This is a genomic window from Pseudomonas putida (genome assembly GCF_002906855.1).
In the GTDB taxonomy this organism is placed as follows: domain Bacteria; phylum Pseudomonadota; class Gammaproteobacteria; order Pseudomonadales; family Pseudomonadaceae; genus Aquipseudomonas; species Aquipseudomonas putida_N.
The window spans coordinates 1005903-1030846 of sequence record NZ_MINI01000038.1 but is presented as its reverse complement, the minus strand read 5'-3'; the positions used below and the strand labels follow the sequence as shown (position 1 = coordinate 1030846).

Annotated in this window: 23 protein-coding genes; 12 read left to right on the top strand and 11 right to left on the bottom strand. The window is 63.3% G+C overall.

The features are described 5' to 3' along the window. Positions 1-1110, top strand: coding sequence for an agmatine deiminase family protein (locus BGP85_RS17345; protein ID WP_103449041.1), 1110 nt, complete (start codon positions 1-3; stop codon positions 1108-1110). Between the two features lie 209 nt (positions 1111-1319). Beyond that, positions 1320-2498, top strand: coding sequence for an acetyl-CoA C-acetyltransferase (locus BGP85_RS17340; RefSeq protein ID WP_103449039.1), 1179 nt, complete (start codon positions 1320-1322; stop codon positions 2496-2498). On the opposite strand, the gene BGP85_RS17335 is transcribed toward BGP85_RS17340, so the two are convergent. Then, positions 2499-3308 carry a 5-methyltetrahydropteroyltriglutamate--homocysteine methyltransferase gene (locus BGP85_RS17335; RefSeq protein WP_103449038.1) on the bottom strand — a complete coding sequence of 270 codons (810 nt, stop codon included), beginning with the start codon at positions 3306-3308 and terminating at the stop codon, positions 2499-2501. A gap of 229 nt (positions 3309-3537) precedes the next feature. On the opposite strand from BGP85_RS17335, the gene BGP85_RS17330 reads away from it, so the two are divergent. After that, complete coding sequence (locus BGP85_RS17330) at positions 3538-5025, top strand: methylenetetrahydrofolate reductase C-terminal domain-containing protein (RefSeq protein WP_103449036.1); 1488 nt, start codon at positions 3538-3540, stop codon at positions 5023-5025. Here the strand turns inward: BGP85_RS17330 and yjiA are convergent. From yjiA to BGP85_RS17315, 3 genes are all read right to left on the bottom strand, one after another. Next, the gene (yjiA, locus tag BGP85_RS17325) at positions 4985-5962 is read right to left on the bottom strand and encodes a GTPase (RefSeq protein ID WP_103449035.1); all 978 of its coding nucleotides are present in this window, start codon (positions 5960-5962) and stop codon (positions 4985-4987) included. The genes BGP85_RS17330 and yjiA overlap by 41 nt on opposite strands. A gap of 78 nt (positions 5963-6040) precedes the next feature. Beyond that, the gene (locus tag BGP85_RS17320) at positions 6041-6238 is read right to left on the bottom strand and encodes a YbdD/YjiX family protein (protein ID WP_103449033.1); all 198 of its coding nucleotides are present in this window, start codon (positions 6236-6238) and stop codon (positions 6041-6043) included. A 13-nt stretch (positions 6239-6251) separates the two neighbouring features. Then, positions 6252-8318, bottom strand: a complete 2067-nt coding sequence (locus BGP85_RS17315; RefSeq protein WP_027918411.1) for a carbon starvation CstA family protein — start codon at positions 8316-8318, stop codon at positions 6252-6254. Between the two features lie 166 nt (positions 8319-8484). Between BGP85_RS17315 and BGP85_RS17310 the strand changes: the two genes are divergently transcribed. Next, complete coding sequence (locus BGP85_RS17310; protein WP_103449031.1) at positions 8485-8850, top strand: PilZ domain-containing protein; 366 nt, start codon at positions 8485-8487, stop codon at positions 8848-8850. Positions 8851-9110: 260 nt separating this feature from the next. Then, the gene (locus tag BGP85_RS17305; RefSeq protein ID WP_103449029.1) at positions 9111-10628 is read left to right on the top strand and encodes a nucleobase:cation symporter-2 family protein; all 1518 of its coding nucleotides are present in this window, start codon (positions 9111-9113) and stop codon (positions 10626-10628) included. Between the two features lie 61 nt (positions 10629-10689). On the opposite strand, the gene radA is transcribed toward BGP85_RS17305, so the two are convergent. Continuing rightward, positions 10690-12057 (bottom strand): DNA repair protein RadA, encoded by a 1368-nt coding sequence (gene radA / locus BGP85_RS17300; protein WP_060485566.1) that lies wholly within the window; start codon positions 12055-12057, stop codon positions 10690-10692. 176 nt (positions 12058-12233) lie between these two features. Here radA and mscL point away from each other — a divergent pair, with 176 nt between their 5' ends. After that, positions 12234-12653 (top strand): large-conductance mechanosensitive channel protein MscL, encoded by a 420-nt coding sequence (gene mscL / locus BGP85_RS17295; protein WP_103449028.1) that lies wholly within the window; start codon positions 12234-12236, stop codon positions 12651-12653. A gap of 32 nt (positions 12654-12685) precedes the next feature. On the opposite strand, the gene BGP85_RS17290 is transcribed toward mscL, so the two are convergent. Next, entirely contained in the window at positions 12686-13462 is a 777-nt protein-coding gene (locus BGP85_RS17290) for a ferredoxin--NADP reductase (protein ID WP_103449026.1), read from the bottom strand. A 215-nt stretch (positions 13463-13677) separates the two neighbouring features. Here BGP85_RS17290 and BGP85_RS17285 point away from each other — a divergent pair, with 215 nt between their 5' ends. Together BGP85_RS17285 and BGP85_RS17280 are read left to right on the top strand one after the other, a co-directional pair. Beyond that, positions 13678-14388 carry an autoinducer binding domain-containing protein gene (locus tag BGP85_RS17285; RefSeq protein ID WP_103449024.1) on the top strand — a complete coding sequence of 237 codons (711 nt, stop codon included), beginning with the start codon at positions 13678-13680 and terminating at the stop codon, positions 14386-14388. 88 nt (positions 14389-14476) lie between these two features. Next, entirely contained in the window at positions 14477-15601 is a 1125-nt protein-coding gene (locus tag BGP85_RS17280; protein WP_103449022.1) for a methyltransferase, read from the top strand. 30 nt (positions 15602-15631) lie between these two features. On the opposite strand, the gene BGP85_RS17275 is transcribed toward BGP85_RS17280, so the two are convergent. Genes BGP85_RS17275 through BGP85_RS17265 form a run of 3 tightly spaced genes read right to left on the bottom strand, consistent with a single transcriptional unit; the run spans position 15632 to position 18244 of the window. Continuing rightward, positions 15632-15787: a DUF2474 domain-containing protein gene (locus BGP85_RS17275; protein ID WP_103449019.1), complete on the bottom strand. Its 156-nt coding sequence runs from the start codon at positions 15785-15787 to the stop codon at positions 15632-15634. A gap of 9 nt (positions 15788-15796) precedes the next feature. Continuing rightward, the gene (gene cydB, locus BGP85_RS17270; RefSeq protein ID WP_079226526.1) at positions 15797-16804 is read right to left on the bottom strand and encodes a cytochrome d ubiquinol oxidase subunit II; all 1008 of its coding nucleotides are present in this window, start codon (positions 16802-16804) and stop codon (positions 15797-15799) included. A 3-nt stretch (positions 16805-16807) separates the two neighbouring features. Continuing rightward, positions 16808-18244, bottom strand: coding sequence for a cytochrome ubiquinol oxidase subunit I (locus tag BGP85_RS17265; RefSeq protein WP_103449017.1), 1437 nt, complete (start codon positions 18242-18244; stop codon positions 16808-16810). A gap of 345 nt (positions 18245-18589) precedes the next feature. Between BGP85_RS17265 and BGP85_RS17260 the strand changes: the two genes are divergently transcribed. The 3 genes from BGP85_RS17260 to trmA all read left to right on the top strand — a co-directional run bounded on the left by BGP85_RS17260 (position 18590) and on the right by trmA (position 22378). Continuing rightward, positions 18590-19810: an MFS transporter gene (locus BGP85_RS17260; protein WP_103449016.1), complete on the top strand. Its 1221-nt coding sequence runs from the start codon at positions 18590-18592 to the stop codon at positions 19808-19810. 190 nt (positions 19811-20000) lie between these two features. Beyond that, positions 20001-21296 (top strand): NCS2 family permease, encoded by a 1296-nt coding sequence (locus BGP85_RS17255; protein ID WP_103449014.1) that lies wholly within the window; start codon positions 20001-20003, stop codon positions 21294-21296. Continuing rightward, positions 21293-22378 carry a tRNA (uridine(54)-C5)-methyltransferase TrmA gene (gene trmA, locus BGP85_RS17250; protein WP_103449012.1) on the top strand — a complete coding sequence of 362 codons (1086 nt, stop codon included), beginning with the start codon at positions 21293-21295 and terminating at the stop codon, positions 22376-22378. The genes BGP85_RS17255 and trmA overlap by 4 nt, the downstream gene beginning before the upstream one ends. 98 nt (positions 22379-22476) lie before the next feature. Here the strand turns inward: trmA and pcaG are convergent, their stop codons facing one another. Together pcaG and pcaH are read right to left on the bottom strand one after the other, a co-directional pair. Next, on the bottom strand, positions 22477-23082 hold the full coding sequence (gene pcaG, locus BGP85_RS17245; protein ID WP_103449010.1) for a protocatechuate 3,4-dioxygenase subunit alpha: 606 nt from the start codon (positions 23080-23082) through the stop codon (positions 22477-22479). Between the two features lie 10 nt (positions 23083-23092). Then, positions 23093-23812, bottom strand: coding sequence for a protocatechuate 3,4-dioxygenase subunit beta (gene pcaH, locus BGP85_RS17240; RefSeq protein WP_103449008.1), 720 nt, complete (start codon positions 23810-23812; stop codon positions 23093-23095). A gap of 188 nt (positions 23813-24000) precedes the next feature. On the opposite strand from pcaH, the gene ypfJ reads away from it, so the two are divergent. Beyond that, positions 24001-24891 (top strand): KPN_02809 family neutral zinc metallopeptidase, encoded by an 891-nt coding sequence (ypfJ, locus tag BGP85_RS17235; protein ID WP_103448997.1) that lies wholly within the window; start codon positions 24001-24003, stop codon positions 24889-24891. Positions 24892-24944 lie beyond the last annotated feature (53 nt).

Sequence of the window (24944 nt, the reverse complement as noted above, 5' to 3'; positions counted from 1 at the left end):
ATGCACAGCCGTAGAACCATCCTGCAACTGTCACTGGTCACAGGCGTCGGTGCCGGACTTGGACTGCCGCTGGGCCTGGCCCGCGCTGAGGAACCCGGGCGCTGGTTCATGCCCGACGAAGGTGAACCACAGCAGCGCGCGTTCATCGCCTTCGGTGCCCAAAAGGCCATCTGGGAGGACTTCACCGCCGATGTGCAAGCCGCCTTGGGCCGTATCGCCCAGGCTATCGCCCGCTACCAGCCAGTGACTGTGTTCTGTCGCCCCGGTGAACGCGAACTGGCCGAGCGGCACTGCGCCAGCCACAACACCCGCTTTGTCGAATGCAACCTGGACGACATCTGGATGCGCGACATCGGCGCCAACTTCGTCGTCGACGACGATGGCGCCCTCGCTGCGGTGGATTTCAACTTCAACGGCTGGGGCAACAAGCAACGCCACCAGAACGACGCGCAGCTGGCCAAGCGTATGGCCCCGCTGGCCGGCGCGCGTTACCAGCGCAGCGAACTGGTGGGCGAAGGCGGCGCCATCGAAGTGGACGGCCACGGCACCGGCATCATGACCCAGAGCAGCTGGATCAATGCCAACCGCAACCCGGACTGGAGCCAGGCCGACGTCGAGGCCGAGCTCAAGGCACGCCTGGGTTTGAGCAAGGTCATCTGGCTGCCGGGCATCGCTGGCGAAGACATCACCGACGGGCATGTGGACTTCTATGCCCGCTTCGTCCGCCCTGGGGTAGTGATCGCCAACCTGGACAATGACCCGGACTCCTATGACCACGCGGTGACCCGCAAGCACCTGGAGATACTCAAGAAAGCCACTGATGCCGAGGGCAGGCGCCTGCAGGTGCATGTGGTATCGCCGCCCCTGCGCGGGCGGCGCAACAGGTTCAGCCAAGGCAATGACGACTTTGCGGCGGGGTACATCAACTACTTCGTGATCAACGGCGCGATCATCGCACCGCAGTTCGGTGATGCGCAGGCCGATGAAAAAGCCCGGGCACTGCTGGCCGTGTTGTACCCAGGGCGGGATATCGTGCAGCTGGATATCGATGCGATTGCGGCGGGTGGCGGGGGGATTCATTGTGTGACACATCAGTGCCCGCAGGTCTAAGCATGACGACAGATGTTTAGCGCCTTCGAGATCGAGCGCCGCGCGGGCGGCGCTCGATTTCACAGGCGCCTGAACCCTTGAGGCGAACACCCTGGCTCACAACTGATTGATTGGCTTTTCACATCAATCACAAAGAAAAACAAACTTAACAAATCAACCGAACCCGCCGATGCTGGCAGCACTACGCCCATTGCCCGGAGAACAACAACATGAACGACGTGGTCATCGTCGCCGCAACCCGCACCGCCATCGGCAGCTTCCAGGGTGCCCTGGCCAATGTGCCAGCCGTCGACCTTGGTGCAGCGGTGATCAAGCAGCTGCTGGAGCAGACCCGGCTGGACCCGGCCCAGGTCGATGAAGTGATCCTCGGCCAGGTGCTCACAGCCGGTGCCGGGCAGAACCCGGCGCGCCAGGCCGCGATCAAGGCCGGCCTGCCCTACAGTGTGCCGGCACTGACCCTGAACAAGGTCTGCGGTTCGGGCCTGAAGGCCCTGCACCTGGCGGCGCAGGCGATCCGTTGCGGTGACGCCGAGGTGGTGATCGCCGGCGGCCAGGAGAACATGAGCCTGGCCCCCTATGTGATGCCATCTGCCCGCACCGGCCAGCGCATGGGCCATGGCCAACTGATTGACAGCATGATCAGCGACGGCCTGTGGGATGCCTTCAACGACTACCACATGGGCATCACCGCCGAGAACCTGGTGGAAAAATACGGCCTGAGCCGTGAGCAGCAGGACGCCTTTGCCGCCGAGTCGCAGCGCAAGGCCGTGGCGGCGATCGAAGCGGGCCGCTTCAAGGACGAGATCACCCCGATCGTGATGCCGCAGAAAAAAGGTGAGCCGAAAGTCTTCGACCGTGATGAACAACCCCGCCCGGACACCACCGCCGAGTCGCTGGCCAAGCTGCGCCCTGCCTTCAAGAAGGACGGCAGCGTCACCGCCGGCAATGCCTCCAGCCTCAACGACGGCGCCGCCGCGGTGCTGCTGATGAGCGCCAGCAAAGCCAAGGCCCTGGGGCTGCCGGTGCTGGCGAAGATTGCCGGTTATGCCAGTGCCGGCGTGGACCCGGCGATCATGGGTATCGGCCCGGTGTCGGCGACCCAGCGTTGCCTGGACAAGGCGGGCTGGCAGCTGGCTGACCTTGACCTGATCGAAGCCAACGAGGCCTTTGCCGCGCAGGCACTGGCGGTGGGCAAGGCGCTGGAGTGGGATGCCAGCAAGGTCAACGTCAATGGCGGCGCGATTGCCCTGGGGCATCCGATCGGTGCTTCCGGGTGCCGCGTGCTGGTGACCTTGCTGCACGAAATGATCAAGCGTGATGCCAAGAAGGGGCTGGCCACCTTGTGCATTGGTGGTGGCCAGGGTGTCGCACTGGCGATCGAGCGTTGATCAGGCAGTCGCGCGCAACTCGCGGGCAGCCGCTTCGTTGACGGCCCTGGCCAGCAGCGCGGCTTCCTGGCACTTGTGCACGGCCTGCTCCACCGGGCTGTGCAGTAACGGGCAGGCTGTGGCCACCCACAGCCGATCGCCCAGACGGTCGTGGGCGTCGAGCAGCAGGTCCAGGGTATTTTCCAGGTTGCATGGCGAGGCGTTGCGGCCGTCGACCAGGCCGAGCGACAGCACCTTGTAGGCCGGTAGCCGGTCGAGGATGGTCTGGTACTGCTCGGGGGCCTGCACCAGGTCGACGTGCAAGCCATCGACCGGCAGGCTGACGGCCAGGCCGAGGTTGCCTTCCAGGCCACCCAAGTAGGTGGCGATCAGCTTCTTCAGCGGTGCACGCTGAAGGATGTTGTAGACACGTTCGAAAGCGTTTTTCCAATCCTGCGGCAGTTCCTGGGCCAGGATCGGCTCATCGATCTGCACCCATTCGGCCCCCAGGGCAGCCAGGCGGTTCAGGCCCAGGTCATACAGCGACAGCAGGTGTTCCAGCTCATCGAGGTCGGCGTTGCCATTGCTGGCCTGCCACAGATAGGTCAAAGGGCCGATCACCACCGGTTTGACTGCATGGCCCAAAGCCTTGGCTTCGGTCACTTCGTCGAACAGTTGCTCCCAGCATTGGGCAAACGGCTGGTCGGACCAGGCGAAATCGCCAACTGGCAGCAGCTCGATGCCGGCGTCTTTCTGCACTTGCCAATGGCGGGCACGCAGCTCGCGATCACTGCCAAAGCGTGGAAAGCCCAGGTTGTGTGCCAGTGCCATGTCTTGTCCCTCAGAGTTCTGAAAATGAGTACCGAAATGAATGAGGGAATTTTCCGGCCGGCGAGCCCCTGAGACAAACTCATTAAATTTGAGATGAACTCAAGAATTGCTCATGATGCCCACGAACCTGAATGTCTTGTTCAGAGCAGCAGCCTACGTATTCAGACATGAGCCCAACCGATCAACTGCCGCACAATGCAAACCTGAATACGCCAGGTGCCCTCGAGCCATGAGCCTGCTGAAAGCCGCGCTGCGCGAAAAACACTTCGTCTGCGTCATGGAATTCGTTCCCAAGCCCTCGGCGGAACGCTTCGCCGCGATGGAGGCGATCATGGCCCGCGGGCAGCTGTGCGGCTGGCCCATGACCGTCGCCATCGGCGACCGCGTGGGCAGCCCGCTGGACATGTCGCCACTGGACGCCCTCGCCTCGTTCAGCACCCCGCTCCCCGCCCTGCCGCACTTCTCCGGCAAGGACCGCGAGCGCCATCATCTCTTGGCTCAGCTGCAGCGCATGGACGCCGCCGGCCTCGATCAGTTGCTGCTGCTCACCGGCGATCGCCTGCCCGGCCACCAACCCGGAGAACGCCCGGTGCGCTACCTGGAGTCGGTCGCAGCCTTGCTGATTGCCCGCCAGGCCTGCCCGCACTGGTTGCTCGGCGCGGCACTGAACCCGTTCAAGTACCACGAAGAAGAAGGCGGAGCGCAATACTTCAAAGCCGAGAAAAAGCTCGCCGCTGGCGCAGACTTCCTTACCTTGCAACTGGGCTTCGATGCCAGCAAGCACCAGGAAGCCATCCACTGGATGCAGCGCCAGGCCGCACCGAAACCGATGCTGGCCTGCCTGATGAGCCTGACCCACGGCCGCGCGACGATGCTCGAACATGTGGCGGGCGTGACCGTCACCCCTTCGATGCACGAGCTGCTCGAAGCCGAAAGCAAGGTGTCCAAGGCCTTCGCCCAAGCGCGCAGCGTCGATCGCCTGGCCTTGCAGATCATCGGTGTGAAGCTGATGGGGTATGCAGGCGTGCACCTGTCGGGGATTCACGAACTCAAGCAGCTGCTGGCACTGGAAGAGCGCCTGGAACACTGGCAGGCGCGGATCCATTCGCTGGAGCACTGGGCGCCCGCCTGGGCCGACTGCTGGCAGATGCGTGGCCTGCCCATCGTGGCGTTCCATCCGCCACAGGGCAACTGGCGCAAAGGTGAATCGACCGTCAGCGCCTCAGGCAAGGAGAAAGTCCGTTATCACCTGCTGCACGGCGCCCATTCGCTGCTGTTCAGCCGCACCAACTGGCTCAGCAAAGCGTTCGGTTGGGCCGTGCGCCAGCCACTGTGGGCAACCAAGCGTGGGGCCCGGGTGCTCCACGGGCTGGAACGGGCGGTCAAACGCCCGTTGATTGGCTGCGACACCTGCGGCCGCTGCCGCCTGGAAGACACCCTCTACACCTGCCCGGAAACCTGCCCCAAGGGGCTGGCCAACGGCCCTTGTGGTGGCACGGCGCTGAACCGCTGCGAGTTTGGCGACCGCGAGTGCATCCACAGCGTCAAGTACCGCACCGCCAAGGCCGTGCGGCAAACCGCCGTGCTCGCTGAGCGACTGATCCCGTGCGTCGAGGTCGAGACACGCCACCGCAGCTCCTGGCCGCAGTGGTTCGAGGCTCAGCCTCCGCGCCAGCTCAGCCCGCAGCCAGCGCCTCGAACCCAGCCCGAATCTTAGCCTCGGGCAGCTCATCGGCGATGAACACCATCACGCTCTCGCGGTTCTCGTCTGCTGCCCATTCGGCATCCCAGTCGAAGCCGTAGAGCTTGAGCACACCCTGAAACACCAGGCGACGGTCTTCGCCGGCGATGTTCAACACGCCCTTGTAGCGCAGCAACTGCTTGCCGTGCTCTTCCAGCAGTTCATTCATGAAATCGCTGAGGCGGTCGATGTCCAGTGCCGTCTCGGTGCGTAGCACCAAGGTGGAAATCCGGTCCGGTGTAGCCGGCTTGAGCACCGGGCGCAGGCTTGGCTTGAGGTTGGCACCCAGGTCCGGGTTCAGGTTGAAACCGCGCACATCGAGCAGCTCTGCGAGGTCGATGCGGCCATGCTCGACCACACGGATGGCTGCGCGGCCATTGATCCGCGCCAAGCGCTCGCGCAGGGCCTCCACCGCAGCGGGTTCGACCAGGTCGGTCTTGCTCAGCAGCAGGCGATCGGCAAAACCGACCTGGGCCTGGGCGATGGTCTGGGTCAGGTGCACCTCGGCGTGGGCAGCATCGACGAGGGTGATGATGCCGTCGAGGATGTAGCGATCACGTAGTTCCTCATCGATGAAAAAGGTCTGCGCCACTGGTGCCGGGTCGGCCAGGCCGGTGCATTCGATCACCAGGCGGTCGAAGGTGATCTCGCCAGCGTCCAGGCGTTCGAGCAGCAGGTACAGGGCGCGGGTCAGGTCGCCATGGATGCTGCAGCACACGCAGCCGTTGGCCAGGGTCATGACCTGTACCGGCTCGTCGCCAAGCAGCTGGCTGTCGATGCCGGCCTCGCTGAACTCGTTCTCGATCACGGCGATCTTCAGGCCGTGTTCGGCCTTGAGCATGTGCTTGAGCAGGGTGGTCTTGCCGGCACCGAGGAAACCGGTGAGGACCGTAACGGGAATGGGCGTCTGCACGCAAAAATCTCCTGAAGCTGAAAATGATTGTGGGAGGCCGGTTGCCCGGCCTCCCACAGGTTCACGCACGTTGCAGGTTCAACAGCACTTGGGCCCGGACTTGCCACCGTAACGTGCTTCCTGACGTTCGCGGAAGAACGCCTCGTACGTCATCACCGGCTGGTCCGGGTGCTTGTTGCGCATGTGCTCGACGTAGTTGTCGTAGTCGGGCATGCCGACCATCAGGCGGGCTGCCTGCCCCAGGTATTTACCCAGTCGACCCAGGTCGTTGAACATCACTGCAGTCCTCTCAAGCGTCAGGCAGGGCCTGGAACGGGGTTTCCTTGTCGGTGCGTTCTTTGCGGCCGAGGGCGGCGTAGCCGACCTTGAGGGCGAAGAACAGCACACTGAACACCACCAGCAGGAACAGAATGGTCAGGCCGGCGTTGGTGTAGGCGTTGAAGATCACGTGCTGCATCTGGTTGATGTCCTTGGCCGGGGCCAAGACCTGACCGGCATCCAGCGCGGTGCTGTACTTCTTGGCCAGGGCCAGGAAGCCGACGGCCGGGTTCGGGTCGAACAGCTTGATCAAGCCCGCCGCAGTGGTGCAGATCAGCAGCCAGGCAGCCGGCAGCAGGGTGACCCAGATGTAGCGCTCGCGCTTCATCTTGATCAGTACCACGGTGCCGAGCATCAGGGCGATACCGGCCAGCATCTGGTTGGAGATACCGAACAGCGGCCACAGAGTGTTGATGCCACCCAGTGGGTCGATCACGCCCTGGTATAGCAGGTAGCCCCACAGCGCAACGCAACCGGCGGTGCCGATCAGGTTGGCAGTCCACGACTCGGTGCGCTTGAGCGCCGGCACGAAGCTGCCCAGCAGGTCTTGCAGCATGAAGCGGCCGGCACGGGTACCGGCGTCCACCGCGGTGAGGATGAACAGCGCCTCGAACAGGATCGCGAAGTGGTACCAGAAGGCCATGGTGTTTTCACCCGGCAGCACTTGGTGCAGGATCTGCGCGATACCCACGGCCAGGGTCGGTGCACCACCGGCACGGGCGAGAACGGTGTGCTCGCCGATGTCACGGGCCACCGCTTCGAGCTGCTCAGGGGTGATCATGAAGCCCCAGCTGCTGACCGTTTGCGCCACCGAAGCCACGTCGGCGCCAACCACGGCGGCCGGGCTGTTCATGGCGAAGTACACGCCCGGCTCGATCACCGAGGCGGCAACCATGGCCATGATGGCGACGAACGACTCCATCAGCATGCCGCCGTAGCCGATGTAACGGGCGTTGGCTTCGTTGTCCAGCAGCTTCGGCGTGGTCCCCGAGGAAATCAGCGCATGGAAGCCGGATACCGCGCCGCAGGCGATGGTGATGAACAGGAACGGGAACAGTGTGCCCTTCCACACCGGGCCGGTGCCGTCGGTGAACTGGGTCAGCGCTGGCATTTTCAGCTCGGGCATGGTCACCAGGATGCCGATGGCCAGGGCGATGATGGTACCGATCTTGAGGAAGGTCGACAGGTAGTCACGCGGCGCCAGTACCAGCCAGACCGGCAACACGGCAGCGACGAAGCCGTAGCCGACCAGCATCCAGGTGATCTGCACGCCAGTGAAGGTGAACGCCGGGCCCCAGACCGGATCGGCTGCAATCTGGCCCCCCAGCCAGATCGACGCCAGCAGCAGTACCACGCCGACCACCGAGATCTCGCCAATGCGGCCCGGGCGGATGTAGCGCATGTAGATGCCCATGAACATCGCGATCGGGATGGTCGCCATTACCGTGAACATGCCCCATGGGCTCTCGGCCAGGGCCTTGACCACGATCAGCGCCAGCACCGCGAGGATGATGATCATGATCAGGAAGCAGCCGAACAGGGCGATGGTCCCCGGGATGCGGCCCATCTCCTCGCGCACCATGTCGCCCAGCGAGCGGCCGTTGCGACGGGTGGAGAGGAACAGGACCATGAAGTCCTGCACCGCACCGGCCAGCACCACGCCGGCAATCAGCCACAGCGTGCCGGGCAGGTAGCCCATTTGCGCGGCGAGTACCGGGCCGACCAGGGGGCCGGCGCCAGCAATGGCGGCGAAGTGGTGACCGAAGAGAATGTGTTTGTTGGTCGGAACGTAGTCCAGACCGTCGTTGTTGAGCACCGCCGGGGTGGCTCGGCGAGGGTCGAGTTGCATCACCTTGGTGGCGATGAACAGGCTGTAGTAACGGTAGGCGACCAGGTAGATGGCCACCGCAGCGACCACGATCCACAAGGCATTGATCGCCTCGCCGCGACGCAGGGCGACGACACCCAGCGCGCAGGCTCCTATGACTGCCAGCGCCAGCCACGGAATGTGGCGTAGCAGGCTATTATTGTTGTTCATGGTTTGCTTCCAGCTGGTGGATTGGAAAAGACCGCCCATCGAGTCTAGGGCGTGTCATCGCGCATTGCCACACTTGCTTTGGTCTAGAGCCTCTGCGGCCAGATTGCGGTACCTGATGCACATATCCAACTAACTATAGTCAGGATGTCACCCGAGGACCTACCCCATGAGCGATCACGACGAACGCCGCCGCTTCCAGCGCATCGATTTCGATGCCCCCACCGAGCTGCGTCAGGGCGACCGCCGCTGGCCGGTAAAACTGCTGGATGTGTCGCTTAAGGGCATGCTGGTCAAATGCCCCGAACCCTGGGACGCCGACCTGACCCAGGACTTCGATGCGGTCATCCACCTGAACTCCGAGGTGCGGGTACAAATGCAGGTGGAACTGCGCCATGAGGAGCCCACCCGCCTGGGCTTCGTCTGCCTGTACATCGACGTCGACTCAATGAGCCATTTGCACCGTCTTGTGGAATTGAACCTGGCCGATGGCACCGAAATGATGCGCGAGCTGCGCGAACTCATCGAAGAATAGAATCTGTTAGTTGGCTAACAGCCTTCCCACCTTCTGTTTCTTGGCTACCCAGACAGCTTTCTGCCTGGGTAGCGCCGCTTTGTACACACCCCTCTAACACCGCATTCAATAACTTGGTACGCGTTCTGCATTGAGGTCTTGCACATATCGCAAGGCCTGCTGTACGCGTTCCGATCAAAAACTTGTATACAATTTATGTAGCAATCATTTGTAGGAAATGTCTACAGTAGTGCCACAACAATAAACAGAGAGCCTGCTCCATGACTACGTCCCCTAGCACGTCTCCCGCCCAGCGCCCCGAGGACGAAAACCTCGGGCTGGGTGCCAACCTGGCCTATGGTCTACAGCATGTGCTGACCATGTATGGCGGGATCGTCGCGGTACCCCTGATCCTGGGTCAGGCAGCCGGCCTCAACGGTGCCGAAATCGGCATGCTGATTGCCGCGTCGCTGTTTGCCGGTGGCCTGGCGACCTTGCTGCAGACGCTGGGCATCCCGTTCTTCGGTTGCCAGTTGCCGCTGGTGCAGGGCGTATCGTTCGCCGGCGTGGCGACCATGGGCGCCATCCTCAGCAGTGAGGGCGGGGGCGGCCTGCCGGGCGTGCTCGGCGCGGTCATGGCAGCGTCGGTGATCGGCTTCCTGATCACCCCGGTGTTCTCGCGCATTACCAAGTTCTTCCCGCCGCTGGTGACCGGCATCGTCATCACCACCATCGGCCTGACCCTGATGCCAGTCGCCGCGCGCTGGGTGATGGGCGGCAACAGCGCTTCGCCGGAGTTCGGCAGCGTGGCCAATATCGGCCTGGCTGCACTGACCTTCGCCATCGTCCTGGTGCTGAGCAAACTCGGTAGCGCAACCATTTCGCGGTTGTCGATCCTGCTGGCCATGGTGATCGGCACGCTGATCGCCTGGGCGCTGGGCATGACCGACTTCAGCAAGGTCAGCCAAGGCCCGATGTTCGCCTTCCCCGCCCCGTTCCACTTCGGCATGCCGGAGTTCCACATCGCCGCGATCCTGTCGATGTGCATCGTGATCATGGTGACCCTGGTGGAAACCTCGGCCGACATCCTCGCCGTGGGTGAGATCATCGACACCAAGGTCGACTCCAAACGCCTGGGCAACGGCCTGCGTGCCGACATGGCGTCGAGCATCCTGGCGCCGATCTTCGGCTCGTTCACCCAGAGCGCCTTCGCCCAGAACGTCGGCCTGGTGGCCGTGACCGGGGTCAAGAGCCGCTACGTGGTGGCCACCGGTGGCGTGATCCTGGTGGTGCTCGGCTTGCTGCCGGTGATGGGCCGGGTAATTGCCGCAGTACCGACCCCGGTACTGGGTGGCGCGGGCATCGTGCTGTTCGGCACCGTGGCCGCCAGCGGTATCCGTACCCTGTCGAAGGTCAACTACAAGAACAACGTCAACCTGATCATCGTCGCTGCTTCGCTGGGCTTCGGCATGATTCCGATCGCCGCGCCGACCTTCTACCACAACTTCCCGAACTGGTTCGAGACCATCTTCCACTCGGGCATCAGCTCGGCGGCAATCATGGCCATCCTGCTGAACCTGCTGTTCAACCACTTCAAGACGGGCAACTCGGAGAACCAGTCGGTGTTCGCCGCAGCCTACGAACGCACCATCCAGTACTCGGACATCTCGTGCCTGCGTGATGGCGACTTCTTCAAGGATGGCAAGCTGTTCGATGCCGAGGGCAACGAAGTGCCGGTGATGGAGCTGGACGAGCATGGCAACCAGGCGCCCAGGCGCAGTGCGGTGGCCGAACATTGACCGCTGACTGAGCGGTGACGTGGGGGGAGCCGATGCGCATCGTCGGCTCCCCCTTTTTCGTTTATTCGAACAAGGCATCCAGCGCCTGTTCAAGCCGGGTCACGGCAATCACCTGCAACCCCGCAGGCGGCTCCTTCGGCGCATTGCCCTTGGGCACAATGGCGCGTTTGAAGCCATGCTTGGCCGCCTCTTTCAGGCGCTCCTGGCCGCTGGGCACTGGCCGCACCTCGCCCGACAAGCCAATTTCGCCAAACACCAGCAACCCATGGGCCAACGGCCGGTTGCGCAGGCTGGACATCACCGCTGCCAGCAACGCCAGGTCCGAAGCCGTCTCCAATACCTTCACCCCGCCGACCACGTTGAGGAACACGTCCTGGTCATGGGTGGGAATGCCACCATGTCGGTGCAGTACCGCCAGCAACATGGCCAGGCGGTTCTGATCCAGGCCCAGGGTGACCCGTCGCGGGTTGGCCAGGTGGCTGTCATCGACCAGCGCCTGCACCTCGACCAGCATGGGCCGGGTGCCTTCCCAAGTGGCCATGACCACACTGCCAGGCACTTCTTCCTGGGTGCGGTTGAGGAAGATTGCCGAGGGGTTGGACACCTCTTTCAGGCCACGGTCGGTCATGCCGAACACGCCCAGTTCGTTGACCGCGCCGAACCGGTTCTTCACCGCCCGCAGCAAGCGCAGGCGGCCGTCGGACTCGCCCTCGAAGTACAGCACGGTGTCGACCATGTGCTCCAGCACCCGCGGCCCGGCCAGCGAGCCTTCCTTGGTGACGTGGCCGACCAGGAAGATCGCCGTACCACTCTGCTTGGCATAACGCACCAGCAGCGCGGTGCTCTCGCGCACCTGGGCCACGCCACCAGGGGCGGACTGCAACTGCTCGGTGAAGATGGTCTGGATCGAGTCGATCACCATGACCCGGGGTTTTTCCACCCGCGCGGTGGCAATGATGGTTTCGATGCAAGTCTCGGTCATCACCTTGAGCTGGTCCTGGGGCAGGCCCAGGCGCCGCGAGCGCATGGCCACCTGCTGCTGCGACTCTTCACCGGTGACGTACAACGCGGGCAAGCCCACCGCGATGTTGCACAGGGTCTGCAGCAGGATGGTCGACTTGCCGATCCCTGGGTCACCACCGATCAGCACCACCGAGCCATCGACCAGGCCACCGCCGAGCACGCGGTCGAGTTCGGTGCTGCTGGTGGTGAAGCGCGGAATTTCTTCGACGCTGACTTCGGCCAGGGTCTTGATCTGCGCCTGCTGCCCGGTCCAGCCGGCGCGGCCGCTTGGGGCCGCCGCCCCGCCGCTTTCGATCATGGTCTCGACCAGGGTGTTCCAGGCCCCACAGTCGGCACATTGGCCAGCCCACTTGGGGAAGGTCGCGCCGCACTCGGTGCAGCCATATAAACGCTTGGCCTTGGCCATGGGCAGGGTCTCCTGGAAAAAACCGCCATGATAGCCGAGGCCGATGTGTCTCGAACGCGTCGGGACGCGACAAAACTATTCGTTCTAACCGCAGTCACTACCCCTGAAGCCAACGCATGAAGCGTTTTAGTGGCTTACACTGCGTTAACCTCACCATTTGTTACAAGGAACCAAACATGGGCATGATCAGTGAGTTCAAGGCCTTCGCGGTCAAAGGCAATGTCGTCGACATGGCGGTCGGTATCATCATCGGCGCAGCCTTCGGCAAGATCGTCTCGTCCTTCGTCGGTGACGTGGTCATGCCACCACTGGGTCTGCTGATCGGCGGTGTCGACTTCAGCGACCTGGCAATCACCCTGAAGGCTGCCGAGGGTGATGTGCCCGCAGTGGTGCTGGCCTACGGCAAGTTCATACAGACCGTGATCGACTTCGTCATCGTCGCCTTCGCCATCTTCATGGGCGTGAAGGCAATCAACCGCCTCAAGCGCGAAGAAGCCGTGGCACCGACTGCTCCGCCAGTCCCCACTCCGCAGGAAACCCTGCTCACCGAGATCCGCGACCTGCTCAAGGCGCAGAACCAGAATCGGTTGCCCTGAAATGGCTGGGGCCGCATCGTGGCCCCTTTGCATTACCAGTAGTTTTCCACCGCCACCTGCCCCGGCCGCTTGCTAAGGCTCAGTTGCAGGTCACGCGCCTTGAGCACCTTGCGTGTCTCGTCGATCATCTCGGGGTTGCCGCAGAGCATGATCCGCGAATGCTCGGGCGACAACTCCAGCCCCGCCGCCTTTTCCAGCTCGCCATTCTCGATCAGCGTGGTGATACGCGCATTCAATGCCCCTGGGTGCTGCTCACGAGTGACGACCGGAATGAACTGCAGCTTGCCAGCGAACTCGGCCAGGTAATCCCGCTGCTCCAGCCCGGCGATGTCGTCTACATACGCCAGCTCTTTCGCCTCGCGAACCGAGTACACCAGCTTGATGTTGTCGAACCGCTCCCAGGCCTCGAAGTCCTGCAGGATCGACATGAAAGGCGCAATGCCAGTACCGGTTGCCAGCAACCACAGGTCGCGGCCGCCGATGAAGCGGTCGAGGGTCAGGTAGCCGAACGCCTGACGGTCGATCAACAGGCTATCGCCCTCGCCCAGGCGGCTGAGCTCGCTGGTGAATTCGCCCCCCGGAACCACGATTGAAAAGAAGTCGAGGTATTCATCATGGGGAGCGCTGACCATCGAATAGGCACGCCAGACCACACTGCCATCGGCCTTGGTCACGCCCAGCCGGGCAAACTGGCCGGCCCGGAAGCGAAACCCTGGATCACGCGTAACCCGCAGGCTGAACAGGTTCGGCGTCAGCGGCTGGACGTCGAGCAGGGTCTGGCGGGTAAACTTGTCGGCACTGGCGGTCATGACGGGCTCCGTGTATGGCGTGCGCCCAGTGTCGCGCAAAGCGGCCTGGATAAAAACCGCCGGAAAGTAAGGGCACAACCCGGCGGCGGTGTCGGGCTACATGAAAAATGCGGCCTCTATAACAAAAAATCCCAACATGAATGCCGGTCTTTTCCTACAATCTTTCCGGTATGCAAACGGATTGGAATCCACCACATCCCAGGGAGTGTGACCAGATGCTTCAGTGGAATCATGAGCATCTCCATCAGCTGATAAGCGAAAGCACGCCGCAAAAGGTTTTTGATCTGGCCGTGCACCTGGCGCAAGACCTCGACATGGTGTTCCTGGGGCTGAAAGTCCGCATTCAACTGGCAGCCCAATCGCCACGGCAGTTCCTATACAGCAACTATCCTGTCGCGTGGATCGAGCGCTACCAGCGCGACGACTTCTACAAACGGGACGCAGCGGCGACTCGCAGCCATACCTCGACCTTGCCGGTATTGTGGACCGATGACCTGTACCGCGAAGTACCCGACTTCCGCGAGCAGGCTTGCGCACACGGGCTTCGCCATGGCTGGACGCAGTCCTTGCATGACCTTCAGCATAATGAGAGCCAAGTCAGCATTTGCAGGCCAAGCAAAGATGTGAGCATCGCCGAGCTTTACGACAAATCCTGCAAGGTGCAATGGCTGTGCCACACCCTGCACGCGATCATCAGCGAATATCATCTGGACAAGCTCAGCACACCGTTGAAAATGAGCGAGCGCGAAATCGAAGTGCTCAAGTGGTCGGCCGCCGGCAAGACCGCCGCCGACGTTGCCTGCATCCTGACGCTGTCGCAAAGCACGGTGAACTTCCACATTCGCAGTGTGATCACCAAGACCAACGCCGCCAACAAGGCTGGTGCCATCGCCATCGCCATGATGCGCGGCCTGATCGAACAGTAGCCTGCGGCCTCGGGCAAAGCCCTGTAGAATCGCGTACCAAAGCTCGCGGCGAACCGCCACGGGCAGATTCGTACCCGAGCCAGACGCCATGCCCCTGTTGACCACCCCCTACGCCGAACTCGACCTGATCCGCCAGCCGGACCAGGCCAACGACCCGCTGCAAGCCTTCGATGCCGCCGATGAATACCTGCTCGAACAGCTGCATGGGCACGGCCTTGACGCCGGCAGCCGGGTACTGGTGCTCAACGACAGCTTCGGCGCCCTGGCAGCCAGCCTCGCCGATCATCTGCAGGTAGTCAGCAGCGGCGACTCGCACCTGGCGCACATGGCGCTGGAGAAAAACCTGGCGCGTAATGGCAAGGCGTTCGACAGCGTGCCCTTCGTGCCGGCCAGCGAGCACTGGCAGGGCCCGTTTGACCGCGTGCTGGTGCGCGTGCCGAAGACCCTGGCGCTGCTCGAAGAACAACTGATCCGCCTGCAAGGCCACCTGGCACCCGGCGCCCAGGTGATTGCAGGTGCCATGATCAAGCACCTGCCGCGCGCGGCCGGTGACCTGATGGAAAAGTACATCGGCCCGGTGCAAGCTTCGCTGGCACAGAAAAAGGCCCGTTTGCTGACCGCCACGGTTGCCGACCGCCCTGCCGCCCGATCGCCCTACCCGACCCGCTACCAGCTCGACACGCCGGTGCTGGACTTGGTCAACCATGCCAATGTGTTCTGCCGCGAGGGCCTGGATATCGGCACTCGTGCCTTCCTGCCCCACTTGCCCCGCAACCTGGGCAACGCCCGAGTAGCCGACCTGGGCTGCGGTAACGGCGTGCTGGCCATTGCCAGCGCGCTGGCCAACCCGGACGCGCACTTCACCCTGGTCGATGAATCGTACATGGCGGTGCAGTCGGCGCAGGAGAACTGGCAAGCGGCTCTGGGTGAGCGGCCGGTAACAGTCTTGCCGGGAGACGGCCTGGCCGGGGTGGAAAAGCAGTCGCTGGATGTGGTGCTGTGCAATCCACCGTTCCACCAGCAGCAGGTGGTGGGTGACTTCCTCGCCTGGCGCATGTTCCAGCAGGCGCGCGAGGCGCTGGTAGTGGGCGGAGCGCTCTACATCGTCGGCAACCGTCATCTGGGCTATCACAGCAAGCTGGCGCGGTTGTTCCGTGGCGTAGAGCAGGTAGCTGCAACCCCGAAATTTGTGATCCTCAAGGCTCGTAAATAAAGGCAGGGGGCGCCAGGCGCCCCCTTTCACTCAATGGGTGGTCAGGCCAGCGGCCCCCATGAACAGGCGCATCACCCAGGCCGCCATGCCCAGGGCCGCCACGCTCATCGCCCAGATCAGCACCAGCCAACCCAGCCGCTGCCACAGCGGTTTCTTCTCTTCCAGGCCATGTTTACCGGTCATCATGTGGCCCTCCTAGTGATAGCCGTCTTCATGGGTCACCTTGCCGCGGAACACGTAGTAGCTCCAGAAGGTGTACATGAGGATGAACGGCAGGATGAACAACGTGCCCACCAGCATGAAGCCCTGGCTCTGCGGCGGCGCTGCGGCATCCCAGATCGAGATCGACGGCGGGATGATGTTCGGCCACAGGCTGATGCCCAGCCCGCTGTAGCCCAGGAATATCAACACCAGGGTGAGCAGGAACGGCGTGTAGTGGGCATTGCGCGCCACCGCCTTGAGCAAGCCGTAGAAGGTCACCAGTACCAGCAGCGGCACCGGCATGAACCAGAACAGGTTGGGCATGCTGAACCAGCGATCGGCAATCTGCGGGTAGGCGATCGGGGTCCACAGGCTGACGATGCCGATCACCGCCAGCAGCACCAGCGCCAGCGGTCGGGCGAGGTCGTGCATCTTCAATTGCAGGTCGCCCTCGGTCTTCATGATCAGCCAGGTACAGCCCAGCAGGGTGTAGGCGACGATCAGCCCAAGGCCGCAGAACAGGCTGAACGGCGTCAACCAGTCGAGGGTGCCACCGGCGAAGTGCCGGTCGACCACCTTGAAGCCTTCAAGGAAGGCGCCCAGCGCCACGCCCTGGAAGAAGGTGGCAACCAGCGAACCGCCGATGAACGCCTTGTCCCACACATGACGCTTGTCGGCCTTGGCCTTGAAGCGGAACTCGAAGGCCACGCCACGGAAGATCAGGCCGATCAGCATCAGGATCAGCGGCAGGTACAGCGCTTCGAGCACCACCGCGTAGGCCATCGGGAACGCCCCGAACAGCCCGGCACCGCCCAGCACCAACCAGGTTTCGTTGCCGTCCCAGACGGGCGCAACGGTATTCATCATCACATCGCGGTCACGCTCGCCCTTGACGAAGGGGAAGAGCATGCCGATGCCCAAGTCGAAACCATCCATCACCACGTACATCATGACGCCGAAGATGATGATCACGGCCCAGATCAGCGGAAGGTCGATACCCATGGCTCAGTTCCCCTTGCTCAGGCTGGCAGACTCGGCCTCATGGCCATCATCGGCGGCGGACAGCGGCCGCGCCGGCGTGCGTTGGGTGCCAGGGCCACCGGGGTTGTGTTCATCACCCTCGCCGGTCTGCGGGCCTTTGCGCACCAGGCGCATCATGTAGCCAAGGCCGGTACCGAACAGGGCGAAGTACACCACCACGAATGCCACCAGGGTGAAGCCGAGCTGTGCATAACTGTGGTTGGACACGCCATCGGCGGTGCGCATCAGGCCATACACCACCCACGGCTGGCGGCCGATTTCGGTGGTGAACCACCCGGCGAGCAGCGCGATCAGCCCGGACGGGCCCATCCACAGGGCCAGGTACAGGAACGGCCGCGAGGTGTAGAGGGTGCCGCGCTTGCGCAGCCACAGGCTCCACAGGCCGACGAAGATCATCAGGAAGCCGAGCCCGACCATGATTCGGAATGACCAGAACACGATGGTCGAGTTGGGCCGATCCTCAGGCGGGAACTCCTTCATCGCCGGCACCTGCTTGTCCAGGCTGTGGGTCAGGATCAGGCTGCCGAGCGCCGGGATTTCGACCTTGAACCGGGTGGTTTCGGCCTTCATGTCGGGGATGCCGAACAGGATCAGCGGGGTCGGCTCACCGGGCACGTTCTCCCAGTGGCCTTCGATCGCGGCGATCTTCACCGGCTGATGCTTGAGCGTGTTGAGGCCATGGAAATCACCGATTACCGCCTGGATCGGGGCAACGACCAGAGCCATCCACATGGCCATCGACAGCATCTTGCGCACCGCCGGGTTGTCACGCCCACGCAGCAGGTGCCAGGCGGCCGACGCACCGACGAAGAACGCCGTGGACACGAACGCAGCAGTGGCCATGTGCATCAGGCGATAGGGGAACGACGGGTTGAACACCACCGCGAACCAGTCCACCGGCACCACCCGGCCATCGATGATCTCGTGGCCCTGAGGGGTCTGCATCCAGCTGTTGGAGGCGAGAATCCAGAAGGTCGAGACCAGGGTGCCGAGCGCGACCATCACCGTGGAAAAGAAGTGCAGGCCACGGCCAACGCGGTTCCAGCCAAACAGCATGACGCCCAGGAAACCCGCCTCAAGGAAGAAGGCGGTGAGCACTTCATAGGTCAGCAACGGGCCGGTAATGGCGCCGGCAAAGTCGGAGAAGCGGCTCCAGTTGGTGCCGAACTGGTAAGCCATGACCAGGCCGGAGACCACGCCCATGCCGAAGTTGACGGCGAAGATCTTCGACCAGAAGTGGTAGAGGTCACGGTAAACCTGGTTGTGGGTCCGCAGCCAGAGGCCTTCGAGGACTGCCAGGTAGCTCGCCAGGCCAATGGTGATGGCCGGGAACAGGATGTGGAACGACACGGTAAAGGCAAACTGCATTCGGGCGAGTTCTAAGGCCTCTATTCCGAACATGGTGCTTCCTCTTCAGATAATCCGGCGTCCGGGCTTGTGGCCCCGTCGCCCACTGCCCCCACGGTAGTCGAGTGCGGCACATTGGAATTGTTCTGTTCGATCGCAGGGATTCCGGCCCAAGGGCCAATTCGTTAGATCTGGAACAATTGATCCAGATCAACGACTGTTAGGAAGCATAGTCCCGAATGGCCCGCCGGGCCGTGTGGTTGATTGCCGCGTGACCCGTTGCCCCACCCTCTTTCACGCCACGTGAAAAAGTGCCGACCATGGCAAACAGTAACTGTTTGTTACAAACAGATGATACGCTGCGGGCCCCTCTACTGCGCCGAGGCCAACAGGTTTCCGATGTCCGAATCCGCACCGCAGTTGTTGCGTCATCACCGCCCTTTCATCGCCTTCTGGCTGGCCCGGGTGTTCACCGCCAGCGGCTTCCAGATGCTCACCGTGGCCATTGGCTGGCACCTCTACCAGCTGACCGGCAATGTGCTCGACCTGGGCCTGGTGGGCCTGGTCGAATTCGCCCCCCGGGTACTGTTCATGTTGCACACCGGGCACGTCGCCGACCGCTATGACCGGCGCAAGGTCGCGGCGCTGTGCCAGAGCTTGCAGGGGCTGATCGCCCTGGCGCTGGCCGTGGGCAGCGCCACCGACAACGTCAGCCGCGAGCTGATCTTCGTCCTGGCTTTCCTGCTCGGCGCCACCCGCTCGTTCGAAATGCCAGCGACTCAGGCACTGCTGCCCAATGTGGTGCCGCCGGGGCTGTTCCCGCGGGCGGTGGCGGCCTCGGCTTCGGCGACCCAGGCGGCCACCATCGTCGCCCCGGCCGTGGGCGGCTTCCTGTACGCCTTCGGCAGCACCTGGGTGTACGGCCCGACCGTCGCCCTGTACGCCATCGCCTGCCTGTTGATGCTCAGCCTCGACTCGCGCCAGCAGGTGCCTCAGCGTGGCCGCGCCAGTCTCGAATCGCTGATGGCCGGAATCCGCTTCATCCGCAGCCGGCCCGACATCCTCGGGGCCATCTCGCTGGACTTGTTTGCCGTGCTGCTGGGTGGCGCCACCGCCCTGCTGCCGGTGTTCGCCAAGGACATCCTGCTTACCGGCCCATGGGGCCTGGGCCTGCTGCGCTCGGCGCCGGCGGTCGGGGCATTGCTGATGTCGCTGTGGCTGGCGCGTTTCCCGGTCGAGCGCAAGGTCGGCCGCACCATGTTCACCGCCGTCGGCCTGTTTGGCGTGGCAACCATCGCCTTCGGCCTGTCGACCTCGTTCTGGTTCTCGATGGCGGTGCTGGTGGTGCTCGGCGCGGCGGACATGATCAGCATGGTGATCCGCGGTGCCTTCGTGCAGTTGGAGACGCCGGACGAGATGCGTGGGCGGGTAAGCGCGGTGAACGGGTTGTTCATCGGTGCCTCGAACCAGTTGGGCGAGTTCGAGTCCGGGGTAACGGCGCACTGGTTTGGCACGGTGCCGGCGGTGGTGCTGGGCGGCGTGGGCACGCTGGTGGTGACCGGGGTGTGGATAAAGTTGTTCCCTACACTGGCCAAGCGGGACCGCTTGCACAACGGCTGATTGCTCGCCTGCCTCGCGAAAAGGCCGGCACAGACTACCCATTCCCCAACGGCGATAGGCCCCCGCCGAGCATGCTGGTATGATGCGCGGCTTTTTTCCGCCCCACACAAAAGCACGGCATCCGCTACGGTCTGTGCTTTGCTGATGGGGTCGATACATTCACGGCGCGAGGGCGCCCTGGGGAGCGGGCATGCTGGAAAGGCTGTTTCAACTAAAAGCACACAACACCAACGTGCGCACCGAGATTCTTGCGGGCGTCACCACCTTCCTGGCCATGGCCTACATCCTGTTCGTCAACCCGAGCATCCTCGGCGAGACCGGCATGGACAAAGGTGCGATTTTCGTCGCCACCTGCCTGGCCGCCGCCATCGGCTCGACCACCATGGGCCTGATTGCCAACTACCCGATCGCTCTGGCGCCGGGCATGGGCCTGAACGCGTTCTTCACCTACACGGTAGTCCTGCACATGGGCCACACCTGGCAGGTGGCCCTGGGCGCGGTGTTCCTCTCCGCAGTGATGTTCTTCCTGCTGTCGATCTTCCGCATCCGCGAATGGATCGTGAACAGCATCCCGCTGCCGCTGCGTTCGGCGATTGCTGCAGGTATCGGCCTGTTCCTGGCACTCATCGCTCTGCATAACGCCGGCATCGTCGTCGATAACCCGGCGACCCTGGTGGGCCTTGGTGACCTCAAGCAGCCGGCGCCGATCCTCGCCACCCTAGGCTTCTTCCTGATCGTTGGCCTTGAGTCGCTCAAAGTTCGTGGCGCAGTGCTGATCGGCATTCTGGCCGTGACCATCGCCTCGATCCTGATGGGCGTGACACCGTTCGGCGGTGTGGTCTCGATGCCGCCGTCGCTGGCGCCGACCTTCCTCCAGCTGGACATCAAGAGCGCCCTCGACGTCGGCCTGGTCAGCGTGATCTTCGCCTTCCTGTTCGTCGACCTGTTCGACAACTCCGGCACCCTGATCGGCGTGGCCAAGCGCGCCGGCCTGATGGGCAAGGACGGCCACATGCCGAAGATGGGCCGTGCCCTGATCGCCGACAGCACCGCCGCCATGGCCGGTTCGCTGCTGGGCACCTCGACCACCACCAGCTACATCGAATCCGCTGCTGGCGTAAGCGCCGGTGGCCGTACTGGTTTGACCGCCATCGTGGTCGCCATCCTGTTCCTGCTGGCGCTGTTCTTCGCCCCACTGGCCGGTAGCGTGCCGGCCTTTGCCACCGCCCCGGCACTGCTGTTCGTCGCCGTGCTGATGGCCTCGGGCCTGGCGGAAATCAACTGGGACGACGTCACCGAGGCCGCACCGGTGGTGGTGACCGCCCTGGCCATGCCGCTGACTTACTCGATCGCCAATGGCATCGCCTTCGGCTTCATCTCCTGGACCGCCGTCAAGCTGATCTCTGGCCGCCACCGCGACCTGAACCCGGCTCTGGTGATCCTTTCCATCCTGTTCGTCATCAAGCTGGGCTGGTTCAACGCATGAGTGCTGTCTTCGATCCTTCCGCCTACGACACCCAGCTCGAGGGCAAAGTCGCCCGCTTGCGCGAGCTGCTGGCGCCCTTCGGCGCGCCCGAACCGGCCGTTTTCGACTCGCCGCGCGAGCACTACCGCCTGCGCGCCGAGTTCCGCCTGTGGCGCGAGGATGGCCAGCGCCACTACGCGATGTTCGCCCCGGGCGACAAGCACAAAGCGATACTGATCGACGACTTCCCCATCGCCAGCCAGCGCATCAATGAGCTGATGCCGCGCTTGAGGGCCGCTTGGCAGGCCAGCGAGGAACTGGGCAATCGCCTGTTCCAGGTGGAGTTCCTCACCACCCTCGCCGGCGATGCCATGGTCACGATGTGCTACCACCGCCCGCTGGACGAGGCCTGGGAAGTGGCTGCGCGCCAGCTCGCCACCGATCTTGGCGTGAGCGTGATCGGCCGCTCGAAGGGCAAGCGCCTGGTGATCGGCCGCGACTATGCGGTGGAAAAGCTCGATGTCGCCGGTCGGGTCTTCAGCTACCGCCAGCCGGAAGGCGCGTTCACCCAGCCCAACGGCGCGGTGAACCAGAAGATGCTGAGCTGGGCGTTCGAGGCCATTGGCGAACGTGAGGACGACCTGCTGGAGCTGTATTGCGGCAACGGCAACTTCACCCTGCCGCTGGCCACCCGCGTGCGCCAGGTGCTGGCCACCGAAATCAGCAAGACCTCGGTCAATGCCGCGCTGAGCAACCTCGACGAGAACGCTGTGGATAACGTGCGGCTGGTGCGCCTGTCGGCGGAAGAGCTGACCCAGGCGCTGAACGAGGTGCGGCCGTTCCGCCGGCTGGAAGGGATCGACCTGAAGAGCTATGACTTCGGCACCGTGTTTGTCGACCCTCCGCGTGCGGGGATGGACCCGGATACTTGCGAGCTGACCCGGCGCTTCGAGCGGATCCTGTACATCTCGTGCAACCCGGAGACGCTGGCGGCGAACATTGCCCAGTTGCAGGACACGCACCGCATCGAGCGTTGTGCGTTGTTCGACCAGTTCCCCTATACCCACCACATGGAAAGCGGCGTGCTGCTGGTTCGCCGTTGAAGCATTCGCGGGACAAGCCCTCTCCTACAGGTATTGCACGGTCTCTGTAGGAGCGGGCTTGCCCCGCGAATGGGCCGCAAAGCGGCCCCAGGCTTCACTCAGAAGTCGAAGAAGACCGTCTCCCCTTCCCCCTGAATACGGATATCGAAACGATATGCCGTCTTCCCATCTACCTCGCAACGCTTGGCAATCAAGGTCTCGCGACGCTGCGGCTGCTCGATCAGGTTGAGCACCGGGCACTTGGCATTGGCCTGGGCCTCGTCATCGAAGTACAGGCGCGTATGCAGGTGGATGTTGATCCCCCTGGCAAACAGGCTGATGTTGATATGCGGCGCCATCGGCACGCCTGCGGCATTGTTCACCACACCCGGCTTGACCGTGTGCGCGGTCCACTCGCCGGCATCGAAGGTGGTGGCGGTGCGGCCGAAGCTGTTGAAGGCGTTTTCCAGGTTGTAGGCGTCCTGGTACTGGCCATTGGCGTCGGCCTGCCACAGCTCAAGGAACGAGTCACGCACCAGGTGGCCGTTGCCGTCATATACGTGGCCGATCAGCAGGATGTGCTCACCCGCAGCCTCGGGCTTGGCCAGGCGGTTCCAGATTTCCTGGTCGCGGGTCGGGTTGCCGGCCGCTTCCAGGGCCAGGCCGATGTGCACGTAGGGGCCGGCGGTCTGCGAGGGGGTTTCCGGCAGCAGTTCGATTGGCATGGCGGGGTCCTCAGCAGTTTTCGAAGTGGGTCTTGCGCTGGCCGCGCAGCACGATGTCGAAGCGGTACGCCAGGCAGTCCATCGGGTTGGCGTTGCTCATGTCGAGCTTGGCGATCAACTGTTGTACGGCTTCGGGGTTGGCGATCGACTTGACGATCGGGCACATCGGAATCAGTGGGTCACCTTCGAAATACAGCTGGGTGATCAACTTGGTGGCGATCGACGGGCCGCTGATGCCGAAGTGGATGTGCGCCGGGCGCCAGTCATTCGGGCCGTTGCGCCATGGGTACGGGCCCGGCTTGATGGTGCGGAAGCTGTAGTAGCCGTCGCGGTCGGTCAGACAGCGGCCGACGCCACCGAAATTCGGGTCCAGCGGCGCCAGGTAACGGTCGTTCTTGTGGCGATAGCGGCCGCCGGCGTTGGCTTGCCACATTTCCACCAGGGTGTTCGGCACAGGCTTGCCGTACTGGTCGACGATGCGGCCGGCAACGATGATGCGCTCGCCGATCGGCAGGCCACCGTTGTTGAAGTTCAGCAGCAGGTCATGGTCGTGGGCACCAAAGCCCAGGTGGGAAAAGTCCGGGCCGGTGGTTTCGCTGATCGACTGTGGGATGCTGACCAGTGCCTGGCGCGGCGAGCGGGCAATGGAAGTCTTGTAGTCGGGCGTCAGGGCCTTGGGGTGCCAGTTGCGATCACGGATCACGAAGCGGCTGTTGTCCTGGGCGGGCATGCCGGATTCCTCTCTTGGAATTATGAAAACGCCTGTACACGGCAGGCGGACTTGCAGTTTCAGATAGGTCGCGCGGGATGAATATTGAAATCAGCCGTCCATTGCATAACCAAACGGTTATGTATTAGTCGCTTTGGCTGGGGTGATCTAATCTTTATCCCCATGTTTCACGCTCTGGAGAGCACTTCATGGAATGGCGAAAAGGCCGGCGCAGCGACAACGTGGTCGATGCGCGCGGCGAAGGTGGTGGCGGCGGCATGCGCTTTGGCGGCGGCAAGGGGCTGGGGCTTGGCGCGGTGCTGCTGATTGTCGGCATCGGCTGGCTGACCGGCCAGGACCCATTGCAGATCCTTGGCCAGCTCGCCGGGCAGATGGACCAACAGCAACAGCAGGCAGCGCCAAATGGTGCCGGCGGCAAGGCACCGCCGGCCAATGACGAACAGGCGCAGTTCGTCGCCTCGATCCTGGGTGACACGGAAGACACCTGGAAAGCCTTGTTCGCCCAGGCTGGCAAGCAATACCGCGACCCCAAGCTGGTGCTGTTCAGCGGCCAGGTGAATTCGGCCTGCGGTTTCGCTTCCGCAGCGGTCGGGCCGTTCTACTGCCCGGCGGATCAGCGGGTCTACCTGGACATGTCGTTCTTTCGCGAAATGGAAACCCGCTTCGCTGCGGCCGGCGATTTCGCCCAGGCCTACGTGATCGCCCACGAGATCGGCCACCACGTGCAGACCTTGCTGGGGGTGTCGGCCAAGGTCGATGCCGCGCGGCGCAGCGGCCAGCGCATGGAAGGCGACAATGGACTGCTGGTACGCCAGGAACTGCAGGCTGACTGCCTGGCCGGGGTGTGGGCGTATCAGGCGCAGAAGCGGCTGAACTGGCTGGAGCCCGGCGATGTCGAGGAGGCCCTGAACGCGGCCAATGCCATTGGTGATGACCGGCTGCAACAGCGGGGCCAGGGGCGCGTAGTGCCCGACTCGTTCACCCATGGCACCTCGGCGCAGCGGGTGCGCTGGTTCAAGGCTGGATTTGCCCAGGGTAATGTGAACAGCTGCGATACCTTCAGCGCGCGTAGCCTTTGAAATTGCACGGGGCCGCAGAGCGGCCCCTTCGATCTACAAAAAGCAAACGTTTT

Bases quoted from the DNA above. Each gene is read 5' to 3' on its own strand.
- BGP85_RS17345 (WP_103449041.1), top strand. From the start codon at position 1: ATGCACAGCCGTAGAACCATCCTGCAACTGTCACTGGTCACAGGCGTC.
- BGP85_RS17340 (WP_103449039.1), top strand. From the start codon at position 1,320: ATGAACGACGTGGTCATCGTCGCCGCAACCCGCACCGCCATCGGCAGC.
- BGP85_RS17335 (WP_103449038.1), bottom strand. From the start codon at position 3,308: ATGGCACTGGCACACAACCTGGGCTTTCCACGCTTTGGCAGTGATCGC.
- BGP85_RS17330 (WP_103449036.1), top strand. From the start codon at position 3,538: ATGAGCCTGCTGAAAGCCGCGCTGCGCGAAAAACACTTCGTCTGCGTC.
- BGP85_RS17320 (WP_103449033.1), bottom strand. From the start codon at position 6,238: ATGTTCAACGACCTGGGTCGACTGGGTAAATACCTGGGGCAGGCAGCC.
- BGP85_RS17315 (WP_027918411.1), bottom strand. From the start codon at position 8,318: ATGAACAACAATAATAGCCTGCTACGCCACATTCCGTGGCTGGCGCTG.
- BGP85_RS17310 (WP_103449031.1), top strand. From the start codon at position 8,485: ATGAGCGATCACGACGAACGCCGCCGCTTCCAGCGCATCGATTTCGAT.
- BGP85_RS17305 (WP_103449029.1), top strand. From the start codon at position 9,111: ATGACTACGTCCCCTAGCACGTCTCCCGCCCAGCGCCCCGAGGACGAA.
- radA (WP_060485566.1), bottom strand. From the start codon at position 12,057: ATGGCCAAGGCCAAGCGTTTATATGGCTGCACCGAGTGCGGCGCGACC.
- mscL (WP_103449028.1), top strand. From the start codon at position 12,234: ATGGGCATGATCAGTGAGTTCAAGGCCTTCGCGGTCAAAGGCAATGTC.
- BGP85_RS17290 (WP_103449026.1), bottom strand. From the start codon at position 13,462: ATGACCGCCAGTGCCGACAAGTTTACCCGCCAGACCCTGCTCGACGTC.
- BGP85_RS17285 (WP_103449024.1), top strand. From the start codon at position 13,678: ATGCTTCAGTGGAATCATGAGCATCTCCATCAGCTGATAAGCGAAAGC.
- BGP85_RS17280 (WP_103449022.1), top strand. From the start codon at position 14,477: ATGCCCCTGTTGACCACCCCCTACGCCGAACTCGACCTGATCCGCCAG.
- BGP85_RS17275 (WP_103449019.1), bottom strand. From the start codon at position 15,787: ATGATGACCGGTAAACATGGCCTGGAAGAGAAGAAACCGCTGTGGCAG.
- cydB (WP_079226526.1), bottom strand. From the start codon at position 16,804: ATGGGTATCGACCTTCCGCTGATCTGGGCCGTGATCATCATCTTCGGC.
- BGP85_RS17265 (WP_103449017.1), bottom strand. From the start codon at position 18,244: ATGTTCGGAATAGAGGCCTTAGAACTCGCCCGAATGCAGTTTGCCTTT.
- BGP85_RS17260 (WP_103449016.1), top strand. From the start codon at position 18,590: ATGTCCGAATCCGCACCGCAGTTGTTGCGTCATCACCGCCCTTTCATC.
- BGP85_RS17255 (WP_103449014.1), top strand. From the start codon at position 20,001: ATGCTGGAAAGGCTGTTTCAACTAAAAGCACACAACACCAACGTGCGC.
- trmA (WP_103449012.1), top strand. From the start codon at position 21,293: ATGAGTGCTGTCTTCGATCCTTCCGCCTACGACACCCAGCTCGAGGGC.
- pcaG (WP_103449010.1), bottom strand. From the start codon at position 23,082: ATGCCAATCGAACTGCTGCCGGAAACCCCCTCGCAGACCGCCGGCCCC.
- pcaH (WP_103449008.1), bottom strand. From the start codon at position 23,812: ATGCCCGCCCAGGACAACAGCCGCTTCGTGATCCGTGATCGCAACTGG.
- ypfJ (WP_103448997.1), top strand. From the start codon at position 24,001: ATGGAATGGCGAAAAGGCCGGCGCAGCGACAACGTGGTCGATGCGCGC.